The 14201-nt window shown below is 27.8% G+C and carries 11 protein-coding genes; all 11 read right to left on the reverse strand.

Annotated features, from left to right (window positions below; genetic code table 11):
* The gene (locus BUB01_RS19790) at nt 1-522 is read right to left on the reverse strand and encodes a sigma-70 family RNA polymerase sigma factor (RefSeq protein ID WP_072992482.1); all 522 of its coding nucleotides are present in this window, start codon (nt 520-522) and stop codon (nt 1-3) included.
* Between the two features lie 173 nt (nt 523-695).
* Nucleotides 696-2645: an ABC transporter permease gene (locus tag BUB01_RS19795; RefSeq protein WP_072992484.1), complete on the reverse strand. Its 1950-nt coding sequence runs from the start codon at nt 2643-2645 to the stop codon at nt 696-698.
* Nucleotides 2646-2663: 18 nt separating this feature from the next.
* Nucleotides 2664-3425 (reverse strand): ABC transporter ATP-binding protein, encoded by a 762-nt coding sequence (locus BUB01_RS19800; RefSeq protein ID WP_072992488.1) that lies wholly within the window; start codon nt 3423-3425, stop codon nt 2664-2666.
* Nucleotides 3426-3749: 324 nt separating this feature from the next.
* Complete coding sequence (locus BUB01_RS19805; protein WP_072992492.1) at nt 3750-5690, reverse strand: ABC transporter permease; 1941 nt, start codon at nt 5688-5690, stop codon at nt 3750-3752.
* Nucleotides 5691-5709: 19 nt separating this feature from the next.
* Nucleotides 5710-6471 carry an ABC transporter ATP-binding protein gene (locus BUB01_RS19810; protein WP_072992496.1) on the reverse strand — a complete coding sequence of 254 codons (762 nt, stop codon included), beginning with the start codon at nt 6469-6471 and terminating at the stop codon, nt 5710-5712.
* A 94-nt stretch (nt 6472-6565) separates the two neighbouring features.
* Nucleotides 6566-7600, reverse strand: a complete 1035-nt coding sequence (locus BUB01_RS19815) for a sensor histidine kinase (protein WP_072992499.1) — start codon at nt 7598-7600, stop codon at nt 6566-6568.
* Nucleotides 7601-7618: 18 nt separating this feature from the next.
* Complete coding sequence (locus BUB01_RS19820) at nt 7619-8290, reverse strand: response regulator transcription factor (RefSeq protein WP_072992504.1); 672 nt, start codon at nt 8288-8290, stop codon at nt 7619-7621.
* A 127-nt stretch (nt 8291-8417) separates the two neighbouring features.
* Entirely contained in the window at nt 8418-9812 is a 1395-nt protein-coding gene (gltA, locus tag BUB01_RS19825; RefSeq protein WP_072992507.1) for an NADPH-dependent glutamate synthase, read from the reverse strand.
* Nucleotides 9812-10702: a sulfide/dihydroorotate dehydrogenase-like FAD/NAD-binding protein gene (locus BUB01_RS19830; RefSeq protein WP_072992511.1), complete on the reverse strand. Its 891-nt coding sequence runs from the start codon at nt 10700-10702 to the stop codon at nt 9812-9814. The genes gltA and BUB01_RS19830 overlap by 1 nt, the downstream gene beginning before the upstream one ends.
* 173 nt (nt 10703-10875) lie before the next feature.
* The gene (locus BUB01_RS19835; protein ID WP_072992514.1) at nt 10876-12042 is read right to left on the reverse strand and encodes an iron-containing alcohol dehydrogenase; all 1167 of its coding nucleotides are present in this window, start codon (nt 12040-12042) and stop codon (nt 10876-10878) included.
* A 255-nt stretch (nt 12043-12297) separates the two neighbouring features.
* Nucleotides 12298-14181: a sigma-54-dependent Fis family transcriptional regulator gene (locus BUB01_RS19840; protein WP_072992518.1), complete on the reverse strand. Its 1884-nt coding sequence runs from the start codon at nt 14179-14181 to the stop codon at nt 12298-12300.
* Nucleotides 14182-14201: the final 20 nt, after the last annotated feature.

Raw genomic sequence — 14201 nt, forward strand, 5'->3', positions numbered from 1 at the left:
CTATATAATCTCCTCCCCTAAAAATACTCTAAGTTTACTTAATCCCTTATTCAAATGAGTTTTTACAGTACCTACTGGACAATCCAAAACTTCTGCAATTTCATTTATAGTTAAATCCTTAAAGTATTTTAGGATTATTACGTTTTTATATCTATCATCTAGACCATCTATAGCATTAAGCAAATCTAATTTTGTATCACTATTTGAATCTGATACAAACTCATCATTTTCTTTCATATTATCTACCAATAAAATTACTTTTCCATTTTTTCTTATGAGATTTATAGCATTATTTATTAGTATTCTAGTTATCCACGTATTAAAATATTTAGGTTCTTTAAGTTTATCTATAGATATATAAGCTTTATAAACTGTTTCTTGTAATATATCTAATGCATCCTCTTTATTTTTCACATAGGCAAAAGCTGTCCTATATAAACTCTCTTTATTTATTTCCATCAAGTAGCTAAATGCTTTGTCATCACCTTTAATAGCTGCTTTCACATATTTCTCTATACTCATAAAATTCTCCTTAACTTAAAATCTAGATTTTTTAAAATCACTAGTAATTTTTTCTTACACTTATTAGACAACTGAAAAATCTAAACTGTTTTACTTTTATACAAAAAAAATACCCTTTCCAAATTATTTTTATTATAACTTAAAAAGGATATTTCTATATTTTAAATTTTATATTATTTTTCAGATACTATCTTATAATATGCTTTTGTTGTTAAAATGTAATATACTAAATATATAACTGAATATGCTCCTAATGTTATAAGCATAGGAATTATTAAGCTTTTACTAAATAAAGGCTCTAATAATCTAACTGCCATATAAGCATGTGTTGCACCAAGTATTAATGGTAACAGGAATACTATAAGTATTTGCTTATTTATAGATTTCTTAACCTCTTTTTCACTAACACCTATCTTTCTAAGTATTGCATAATTTCCTTTATCATTTGTCGCCTCTGATAGTTGTTTGAAGAATATTATACTTCCTGTACTTAATAAGAATACTAATCCTAAAAATCCACCTATAAAGATTAACATTCCATATGCCACCATACTACCTTTATATCCTTCATAGAAGTTTGAAGAATACATTCTAAATCCTTTTACAAGGTCTGATTCTTTAGTCTCTTTGCTAGCTTTCATATTTTCTTTAACTTTTTCATCTATTTTTAGGTTATATTCATTAGTTAATTTTTCTGATTTCTTTTCATTTGCTACTTTAAAGAAAGTAAATTTAATTATATCATCTTTAGAATATAATTCTTTAAAATCTTCATCATTTAATACTATTAGGTCCTCCATTGAAAGTGAATTACCCATAGGTGATGCTTTAGCAAAATCTATTATTTTAAAGTTTTTATTTTCTATTTTTAAATTTTTCCCCTTATAGTCAGGCGAGAAACCTTGTGCATAATATGAAAAATTAAAAAATGCTTCTCCCTTATTTAATTTAACATCAGATTTATAATCAATGTCCTTAGCTAAGCTATTATATTCGCTTACTGAAATTATTGGAGATTCTATAGATCCTTCACGACCACCGTCCATAGTAATCTTTTTAGCTAAAATGTCTACATTATGCTTTGCTAATACTTTATTTTCTGGATACTTCTTTACTATTTCTTCAAATGTTTTATCTAAATTATTATCATTTTTAAAACTATATGAATACGGCTGAGAATTTCTAACTGTATTTTCTGCATTATAATAAAGACTATATGCAATACCAACTGTAGTTAATGTAGTTGCACTTAAAATAGCTATTGTAGCTAATGTTCTTGCATTCCCTTTTATCCTATATAAAAGCTGTGAAGTTCCTATCATATTAATTCCATTGTAATATTTTTTCTTGTTTTTCTTAGACATTTTCACAATGAATACTACGAAGGAAGAAAACAATAAATATGTTCCCACTATTGTAAATAATAAAGTAAGTCCTGCCATTAAAGCAAAATTATCCGAAAATACTTTTGTTGAAAAGAAGTAACCTAAAATTAATATTGTTAATGAAAATATAGCCTTTATTACAGATGCCTTAGGTTCTTTCTCCCCTGTTGATTCTGCTTTGAATAAATCTATTAATTTAAATCTATATATTAATGTTCTAGAATGTAGTGATACTATTAAAAATATTACTAAAAATACTAAGAATGTGTTTACTATAGCTTTCATAGATATTACAAAACCTATACTTATTCCCGTAAAATCCATAAGTCTTAATAAAATCATTATAAATATGTTAGATAAAAATATACCTAATACTATACCAACTATTGAAGCTATTATTCCCATTATTAATGTTTCATAAAATAGCATTTTGGATATATCCTTTTTTTTAACTCCAAGCATGGCATAAAGACCTATTTCTCTTTTCCTCTTTCTAGTAAAAAATGAGTTTGAATACCATATGAATATAGTAGCAAAAAGAATTAAAACTACTGATGAAAAAGAAAATGCATTACTAAGTTTTGCTTTTGCATTTATGGCCTTTTCTACTTTATCAGTATATTGAAGAGTAGCAAATGTGAAGTACATAAGTATACTAAATACCATGGATATAAAGTACAATAAGTAATTATCAAAATTTTTCTTTATATTTTTAATTGCTATATCAAATAATGACATTTTAAAATCCTCCTTTTATTATAAATCTGCTACAGAATTACCTAAAGTTGATAGCACATCTAAAATCTTCTGGAAGAATTCTTTTCTTGAACCGCTGTTAACAAGTTCAGCAAATATTGTACCATCTTTTATAAATATTATTCTTTTACAATAGCTTGCTGCAAAAGCATCATGAGTTACCATCATTATTGTTGCATTGTCTTCTTTATTTAAATCGCTTAGAGTTTGTAAAATTTCTGCTGATGATTTAGAATCTAACGCTCCTGTTGGTTCATCTGCTAAAAGTAATGCTGGTTTTGTTATTATTGCCCTGGCAATAGAAGCTCTTTGCTTTTGTCCACCTGAAACTTCATATGGGTATTTATTTAAAATTTCATATATACCAAACTTCTTCGCTATCGTCTCTACTCTTTTGTCAATTTCCTTATGATTAACCTTTGAAAGTGCTAATGGAAGAACTATATTCTCTTTCATTGTTAATGTATCTAATAGATTATAATCCTGAAATACAAAACCTAATTTATTTCTTCTAAAACTTGATAATTTTTCTTCATTCATCTTTGTTATATCATCACCATCTATAGTTACAGTTCCTGAAGTCAACGTATCTATTGTTGATACTATGTTAAGTAATGTAGTTTTACCTGCTCCAGATGGGCCCATTACACCTATAAACTCACCTTCTTTTATCGCTAAATCAACATCTCTTAATGCTGTATAATTTACACCCTTTGATGAATATACTTTCTTTAAATTTTTTGCTACTAAAACATTGTTCATTTATTTTTCCTCCCTCATGTTTATCCTATGTTCTTATTTTATATTTTTTTTATTTGTTTAACCATTTATGAAGCTAACAAAATAAACTTTATTCCTTACAATTTTGTAACATTAAACTTTTTATAATGATATACAAAAAAATAATAGATCAATATATTTAAATTTGATCTATTATTTAATAACTTTTATATCCTTATTTTTGTTTATTATTAATTATATTATTTATAATATGTTTTCTACAATCTAATTAAAAAATTATTTTTAAGTTATCTTTTTAAGAATATTTAATTAAATGTATAAGCTAAATTGCGACCTATATCTTAACTACTTTTCAGATATTATTTTATAGTAGGCTTTTCTTGTTAAAAAATAATACATTATATATATAGCTGTGTAAGCACCTAAAGTTACAAGCATAGGAATTATTAAACTCTTATTAAATAAAGGTTCTAATAATCTAACGGCCATATAAGCATGTATTGCTCCAACAATTAAAGGTAATAAAAATACTATGAATATTTGTTTATTTATAGCGTATTTAACTTCTTTTTCGCTAACCCCTATTTTTCTTAATATTTTATAGTCACCCTTATCATTTGTAGCCTCTGATAACTGCTTGAAAAATATTATACTTCCTGTACTTAATAAAAATACTAATCCCAAGAATCCACCTATAAAAATAAATATTCCTGTAAACATCATCGAAGCTTTATAACCTTCGTAATAGTTTGTAGCATATGCCACCATTCCATTAAATTCAGTTTTCTTATCATTATGTTTTAATTCAGAATTAATATCTTTTGCTATGAGCTCATTAAAATCATTTGTTAATCCTTCTGCATGTTTATCATCTTTCACATTATAAAGATTAAATTGCATTACTTCATTTTCGTTATAAACATCTTTAAAAGCCTCATCATTTAAAACTACAAGCTCATTCATTGATATTTGTATCCCAATAGGAGATTCTTTTTCGAAATCAATAATATTTAGATTTTTACCTTTTATACCTACTTTTTTATTTTTATAATCTGAAGAGAATCCATTTACATAATTTGAATCTGCCACAAAAGCTTGTCCTTTTTTTAATTCTAAACTTCCTTCACTTTTTTTAATATCCTTAACCAACATATTATAATCAGTTAATGATATTATAGGAGTAAAAAATTCTTTCTTATAGCCTTCCATACTGATCTTAGAATTTAATATAGTAAGTTTACGATTTACTAAAATTTCATTTTCAGGATATTTCCTAACTAAATCTTCAAACTTTTTATTATTATCATTTTTATCTTTAAAAATATAAGAATATGGAATAATCTTTCTTTGAGTTGTTTCTATATTATAATAAAAACTATATGCTATACCTACAGTCGTTAATGTAGTAGCACTTAAAATAGCAATAGTTGCTAAAGTTCTAGCATTTCCTTTTATTCTATATAAAAGCTGTGAGGTACCTATCATATTAATTCCATTATAGTATTTGTTTTTATTCCTTTTGGATAATTTAACTACAAACACTACAAATGAAGAGAATAATAAGTATGTTCCTACTACAGTAAAAATTAAGGTAAGTGTTGACATACTAAGAAATTCCAAAGTGAATATCTTAGTTGAAAAAATATACCCTGCACCTATAATTATAATAGCTAATAGTGCCTTTATACCTGATGCCTTTGGTTCAGTTTCTCCGGTTGATTCTGCTTTAAATAAATCTATTAATTTAAATTTATATATTAGTTTTTTAGAATTCATAGACACTATAAAAAATATTATAAAAAACACTATAAAAGTTTTTATTATAGCTTTTAAGGATATTACAAATCCTATGCTAACACTAGTAAAATCCATAAGTTTTAAAAGTAACATTATAAATAGGTTTGCTAAAAGTATTCCTAGTATTATTCCTACTACTAATGCTATCAATCCCATTACTAAAGTCTCATAAAATAACATTTTGGATATATCTTTTTTTCTAACACCAAGCATTGAATATAATCCAACTTCTCTTTTTCTCTTTCTTGTAAAAAAAGAGTTTGAGTACCATATAAATATAGCTACAAACAAAACTAATACCCCAGATGCTAATCCAACAGCAACTTTTACACTACTTGAGGATTTTAAAGCTTTATCTACAGAATCAGAATATTGCATGGTAGAAAATATGAAATACATCATTATGCTAAATACCATTGATACAAAATACAACATATAGTTGCTAAAATTTCTTTTTATGTTTTTGACCGCTATATCAAATAATGACATTTCTGAATCCCTCCTTTAATTATAGATCTGCCACTGAATTTCCAAGTGTTGAAAGCACATCTAAAATCTTTTGAAAGAATTCTTTTCTTGATCCACTTCTAATAATTTCTGAAAATACTGTACCATCTTTTATAAATATTATCCTCTTACAATAACTTGCTGCAAATGCATCATGAGTTACCATCATTATAGTTACATTATCATTTTTATTTAAATCGCTTAATGTTTGCAATATTTCTGCTGAAGATTTGGAATCAAGTGCTCCTGTTGGTTCATCTGCAAGTATTAAAGCAGGCTTTGTTATAATAGCTCTAGATATTGAAGCTCTTTGCTTCTGACCTCCTGATACCTCATAAGGATATTTATTTAAAATATCATATATATCAAACTTCTTTGCTAATTCATCTACCCTTTTATCTATTTCCTTATAATTTATCTTTGAAAGTGCCAAAGGTAATATTATATTTTCTTTAATGGTCAATGTATTTAAAAGATTATAATCTTGAAATACAAACCCTAATTTGTTTCTTCTAAAATTGGCTAACTTCTCTTCTTTCATTTTTGCAATATCATCGCCATCTATAATTACACTACCTGATGATAATGTATCTATAGTAGACACTATATTAAGTAATGTGGTTTTCCCTGCTCCCGAAGGTCCCATTACTCCTATAAATTCGCCTTCTTTTATGTCTAAATCTATATCTCTTAGTGCAGTATAATTATTTCCTTTTGATGAATATACTTTCTTTAAATTTCTTGCTATTAAAACGTTGTTCATTCTCATTACCTCCATATATATACCTTATGAGACTATTTTACAACGCATTTACAGCATCATCCATTTAATAACCTAACAATGTTGTGCATATTTATTACATTTTTGTAACATTAAGATGTTCTAGGAATTTAGGAAACACTATTTCTACCTTTGTATATTCATTTATCTTAGAATATATAGCTATGTTATGACCTAATTTATTTGCCATTTTTTTAGCTAAATAAAGCCCCATACCTGTTGACTTAGTAAATTCCCTTCCTGTTTCCCCTGTAAAACCCTTATCAAAAACACGACTTAAATCTGCTTCTTTTATCCCAATTCCGTTATCTTTTATAATTAACATTTTTTCTTTTTCAAGCTCTTGTGCATATATTTCTATATTTCCACTCTTTCCTGTATACTTCAAAGCATTACCTAACACTTGATTTACAATAAATAAAAGCCACTTTTTATCTGTTAGGACTGTTTTATCCATATCGTGCATATTAAGACCTATTCTTTTGTTTATAAACATTTTAGAATTCTTTTTAATTATCTCATTCATAAACTTTTTTAGATCTAACTCAGATATTAAATAATCTTTAGAAAAATCATCTATTTTTGAATAATATAATGATTGCTCTACATAATTATCTATTTTATCTAATTCATCATCTATACTATCTAAAACATCTTCCATGTCTTTGCCTTCACTATTTTCTATAATAAGTCTTGAAACAGATATAGGCGTCTTTATCTCATGAACCCATGAAGTTATAAAATCCATGTTTTCTACCTTATCTAAATATAAAGCTTCAATCTTATTACTTTGAGATTTAAAAGTGTTTCTTAGAATTTTATTTATAAATATCTGCTCTCTATTATTTGCTTTAGGAAGCATAGAATTTATATCCTCTACATCATTCTCTAAAAAATAGCTCAAATTTTCATAGTAATTTTTATTTCTATAAAAATCGTAAGCTAAAAATATAATAAAAAAGGTATACGATAATATATTTAAATAAATTATACTACCAAATCCCATGTTATAATTTCCATATAAAAATACAACTAAAGATATTAAACTAATAATAAAAACATAAAATAATATAAGGTGAATTTTATCTATCACATAATTCTTAAAACTCAACTACTTCACTTCCTTTGTCTAAACTATATATCCTTGCCCTTTTTTGGTTAATATATATTCTTCAAGACCTATATCCGATAATTTCTTTCTTAATCTATTTATATTTACAGTTAATGTGTTATCATCTACGAAGCTTTCATCCTCCCAAAGACTCCTCATTATCTTTTCTCTACTTACTACTTTTCCGTTATTCTTCATAAGCATATAAAGAATCTTAAACTCATTTTTAGTTAGTTCAACTTTCTCTTCTTCAAACATTACATTTCCATCTTTTAAATTTAATATTGCTCCTTTATGCTCTAACACATTTGATTCAACATTTGTATATGAATAAGTTCTTCTTAATATAGCTTGAACCTTAGCCATTAAAACTTCTAATGAAAATGGTTTTTGAACGAAGTCATCTCCCCCCATATTCATAGCCATAATTATATCCATATTAGTATTTCTTGAAGATATAAATATTATAGGCACCTTAGATATTTCTCTTATTTTATTACACCAATAAAATCCATCAAAGGCTGGTAGATTAATATCCATTAAAACTATGTGTGGATTAAACTCAACAAATTCATTTAAAATATTAGGAAAACTTTCTACTCCTTTTCCTTCATATCCCCACTTTGATACATTTTCTAAAACTATATCTTTTATTTTTTCATCATCTTCAACTACAAAAATTTTAAACATTATTTTTCTCCTTTCAAGCTCTTAATTATATATCGTTACTCTTCATGTTTATATTGTACAAATTTTAATAGTTTTTTACAAAAAAATAATCCATGAAATATATTATTTATTTCATGGATTAAATATATTATTTATTTTTTAAATACTCATCAATTGCCTTTGCTGCATTTTTACCAGCTCCCATAGCTAGTATTACTGTTGCAGCCCCAGTTACAGCATCTCCACCAGCATAAACTCCTTCTCTAGAAGTTAAACCTGTAGTTTCATCTGCTACTATACACTTCCACTTGTTTATTTCTAGTCCTTCAGTAGTTGAAGATATTAATGGATTTGGTGATGTTCCAAGAGACATTATAACAGTTTCAACATCCATTATAAATTCTGATCCTTCAATTTCTACCGGTCTTCTTCTACCAGAAGCATCAGGTTCTCCTAAGCCCATTTTAACGCATTTCATGCCCTTTACCCAACCATTTTCATCAACAAGAATCTCATTTGGGTTAGTTAAGACGTCAAATATTATTCCCTCTTCTTTTGCATGATGTACTTCTTCTGCTCTTGCTGGAAGCTCATCTATCCCTCTTCTATATACTATGTGAGTTTCTGCACCTAATCTTAAAGCTGTTCTAGCTGCATCCATAGCAACATTTCCGCCACCTACAACTGCAACTTTCTTTCCTACTTTTACAGGAGTATGATATTCTTCTTTAAATGCTTTCATTAGATTTACTCTAGTTAAAAACTCATTAGCTGAGAATACTCCATTAGCATTTTCTCCTGGTATACCCATGAATTTCGGAAGACCAGCTCCTGATCCTATAAATACTGCTTCAAACTTTTCATCTTCTATAAGTTCATCTATAGTTACTGTTCTACCAACGATAACGTTAGTTTCTATTTTAACACCTAATTTTTTAATGTTTTCAATTTCAGCTTTAACAACTTCATCTTTTGGCAATCTGAATTCAGGTATTCCATATACTAAAACTCCGCCCGCTTCGTGTAAAGCTTCAAATATAGTAACATCATAACCTTTTTTAGCTAAATCTCCTGCACAAGTAAGTCCAGCTGGACCACTTCCTACTACAGCTACTTTTTTATTATTCTTAGGTTCAGTTTGACTTAAATCAACATTATTTTTTCTAGACCAGTCTGCAACAAACTTTTCTAGTTTTCCTATAGCAACAGCTTGTCCTTTTATTCCAAGAACACATTTACCTTCACATTGGTTTTCTTGAGGGCAAACTCTACCACATACTGCTGGTAATGCACTATATTTTGCTATTTCTTTTGCAGCCTCTTCAATTTTTCCTTCTTTAACATAACTTATGAATCCCGGTATATTTACTGATACAGGGCATCCTTCTACACATTTTGGATTCTTACAAGTTAAACATCTATTAGCTTCTTGTATTGCCTTTTCTTCTTCATATCCTAAGCAAACCTCATCAAAATTTTTGGCTCTAATTTTAGGTTCTTGTTCTTTTACAGGAGTTCTTTTCATTCTATCTGCCATATCCATTATTTTTCACCTCCGCAGCCACAGCCTCCATGATTATGTGTACTTCCTTCTTCTATTTTTAACTGTGCTCTTCCTTCTTCTGATTTATATAAAGCTTGTCTTCTCATTGATTCATCAAAATCTACTAAATGTCCATCAAATTCTGGTCCATCAACACAAGCAAATTTTACTTGTCCACCTACTGTAACTCTACAAGCACCACACATTCCAGTTCCATCAACCATTATAGGATTTAAACTTACTGTTGTTGGTATATCCATTTCTTTAGTCAAGGCTACCATAAATTTCATCATTATCATAGGTCCTATAACTATTGCATGATCATATTTATTTCCCTTATTCTCAACTAAATCTTTTAAACAATCTGTAACTCTTCCATTAAAACCATAAGAACCATCATCTGTAGCAATATATAAATTTGAAGCAACAGATCTCATTTCATCTTCTAATATCAAAAGCTCTTTATTTCTTGAACCTACTATTACGTCTACATCTATTCCATTTTCTTTCATCCATTTAACTTGCGGATATACAGGTGCAGCTCCAACACCACCTGCTATAAATATTAATTTCTTTTTCTTTAATTCTTCTATATTTTCATGTATAAATTCACTTGGTTGTCCTAATGGTCCAACAAAATCTCTTACATAATCGCCTTCATTAAATGTTGCTAACTGTTTTGTTCCTTGTCCTACAGTTTGAAATACTATTGATACTGTACCAGCTTCTTTATCATAATCAGCTATAGTTAAAGGAATTCTTTCACCCTTTTCATCATTCTTTATTATTATAAATTGTCCTGGATTTGCAGATTTTGCAACTCTAGGAGCCTCTATATCCATTAAAAATATGTTATTTGTAAGTTCTCTCTTTTTTACTATCTTGTACATATTTATCTCCTCTAAATATCTATTTAATGTTAATGTTTTAATTTTTTGTATACTTTCTATTTAATTAATAAAAAGCTCTCTTAAAGAGAGCTTTTAGGCATTTTTAAAGAATAATAAATCAAATCAGGCAAATATGGTAGCCTATTATTTTAAGAATATGCCTTATTATTAAATTAGAAATTTACTTTAGTTCCATAGAATGTACATTCAAATAATTTCTCCATAGTTTTAGCATCTATTTCTCTTGGACTAGATCCTGTACATGCATCTATTATAGCATTTTTAGATATAAATTCTACATTAGCCTTGAAATCTTCTTCAGTAACTCCATACTCTTTCATTGTATGTGGAATATTAAGTTTAGTATTTAAATCATTTATCATTTCTATTAATGAATCTGTTAATTCAGCATCAGTTTGACCCTTTAAACCTAATGTTCTAGCAATGTTTGCATATCTATCTTCACATACTACTCTATTATATTCAATTACATATGGTAAAAATATTGCATTAGCACATCCATGAGGAATATGGAATACAGCTCCTGTTTTGTGTGCCATTGAGTGAACTATTCCAAGTAAAGCATTTGAGAATGCCATACCAGCTAAACATTGAGCTTCATGCATTAAGTTTCTAGCTTCTACATCACCTTCAAATGATTTAACAATGTTTTCTTGTACCATTTCTATAGCTCTCATAGCTAATGGATCTGAGAAATTTGATTTTAAACTAGCTGTATATGCTTCTATAGCATGAGTTAAAGCATCCATCCCTGTATGTGCTACTAATTTAGCCGGCATTGTTTGAGCTAAATCTGGATCAACTATAGCTATATCTGGAGTTATATTAAAATCAGCTAAAGGATATTTAATTTTTGCTTTATAATCAGTTATTACTGAAAAAGCAGTAACTTCTGTAGCAGTACCACTTGTTGATGGAATAGCTATAAATTTAGCCTTTTGTCTTAATTCTGGTAATCCAAATGGAACAACTGCTTGTTCAAAAGTAAAATCTGGGTACTCATAGAATATCCACATAGCCTTAGCTGCATCTATTGGTGATCCACCACCCATTGCTACTATCCAATCTGGCTCAAACTCTCTCATAACTTGAGCACCTTTCATAACTGTTTCTACTGATGGATCTGGTTCAACACCTTCAAATAAAATTGTTTCTATTCCAGCTTCTCTTAGATAATTTTCTACTTTCTCTAAGAATCCAAATTTTTTCATTGAACCACCACCAACAACGATGATTGCTCTCTTTCCTTTTAATGTTTTTAAAACCTCTAAAGATCCTTGTCCATGATAAATATCTCTTGGTAATGTAAAACGTGCCATTTTGTTCTCCTCCTAAATATTAATATCTTATAATTAAATATATAAGTTTTTAAGTAAAAGTATGTTAAACAATTAACACTTTTATTAACAGCAATTTATATGCCAAATTTGAAAAACGTTTTAAAATGGCAACTTGCAAAGCTTTACATGTATTATTTCCTAATATTTTTGTTCTAAAATCGAACACTTTTTTAAATTTATTGTTCTAATTCATGACACTGTTCTATTTTGATACAGTTTTATAAATAACAATTTTTAATATATATCATATTTCCTCATTTTTGCATATAAGGTATTTCTGCCTATCCCTAGTTGTCTTGCTACTTTTGTCATATTATTATCTAAACATCTAACGGTTTTTAGTATAAGTCTTCTTTCCATTTCTTCTAAAGTGACTAACTCACTTGTTTCTTCACTTTCAAATTTAACTCTTGATTTTTTAACAATTTCCTCTTCATTTAATAAGTCTAGGCATAGTTTTCCATCTAGGTTAACTAAACTTTCTATATAATTTTCAAGCTGTCTTACGTTTCCTGGCCAATTATAATTTATTAAAGTATCATAAACAGCATCACTTATATTAAGAATACTTTTATTAAGTTTTAAAGATTTTATTCTAATAAAATAATTTATAAGTTCCTCTATATCTCCTTTTCTCTCTCTAAGAGAAGGCACTTTTATAGGAATAACACATAATCTATAATATAAATCTTCCCTAAAATTTCCCTTTAATATTTCCTTTTTTAAATCTTTATTAGTTGCAGCTATAATTCTTACATCAACAGCTATTTCCTTATCTCCTCCAAGTCTTGTAATTCTACCTTCTTGAAGAAATCTAAGTAAATTGACCTGCATATCTAATGGCATTTCACCAATCTCATCTAAAAATAAAGTTCCTCCATTGGCTAATTCAATTTTACCTTTTCTTCCACCTTTTTTCCCACCAGTAAAAGTTCCTTCTTCATATCCAAATAATTCACTTTCTATTATATTCGTTGGTATAGCACCACAATTTATCGCTACAAATTTATTGTTTCTTCTATAACTGTAATTGTGTATTGATTGTGCTAAAATTTCCTTGCCAGTACCACTTTCACCTTCAATTAATACTGTAGAGGGACTGTTTGATATTATTTTACAATTTGTAATAGTATTTTTTATTATGGCACTACTTCCTATAATATCATCAAAATCATAAAAAGCTCCTGTATTGGTTGAACATTCACTTATTATGTCTTCTTGGTTTGTCATTAATACAACCATTCCTACTATCTTATCCTTGAAGTTTACTGGTTTAAAATCTAGTACTGTTTTATATTTACTTGAATGTTTCACCTTAACTTCTTTAGTGTAACTTTTTTCACCATTTTCAAATTTATCTAATATGTTATACCAATCAGAAACTATTGTGGATACATCTCTATCTATTAGCATGTCCTTTTCTTTATTAAATATTTTTTCTCCGAGTTTATTTATATTCTTTATTTTCCCATAATTATCAATTATCATAACTCCCTTAGATACATTGTCAATTATACTTTCCATATAATTATAAGTTTCATTTAAGACATTCTTAGCTTTCTCTTTATCTATTTCATTTTCTATTGCCTTAACCCCTACAATTACTAAGCCTAATGTATGGGGATGCTTTTTATCACTATTTCCCGTAAGATTTAAAGTTCCTATTATTTTTCCCCTATCATCATGTATTGGAGCTGCTGAGCAAGTTAATGATTGGAAAGCCTTAATATAATGTTCATTTGCTGTAATCTGAATAGGTCTGTCTTCTTTTATTGCCGTTCCCATTGCATTTGTACCTATACTCTTTTCATCCATATATGCCCCAATGACTAAATCTATTTTACTAAACTCATTTAAAATACTTTCTTGTCCATCTATATACAATATACATCCTTCATTGTCTGTTAACACAACTATAAAGTCTTCATTATTTAAGGCTGAATTTATCATGTTTATATAGGGCGTAGCAACTTCTACTAAATATCTATTAACCTTCAATAAGGTCTCTATTTGGTCATTATTTAAAACTTTTCTTGAATGATAGGTATTTTTTTCAACTCCATAATCTTCACTTCTTTTGTGAGATTGTTCAATTATTAAACCATTATTTTTAACCATAAAACACCTCTTAAGTTTAT

The sequence above is a fragment of the Clostridium cavendishii DSM 21758 genome, from assembly GCF_900141845.1.
Lineage (GTDB): Bacteria > Bacillota > Clostridia > Clostridiales > Clostridiaceae > Clostridium_AG > Clostridium_AG cavendishii.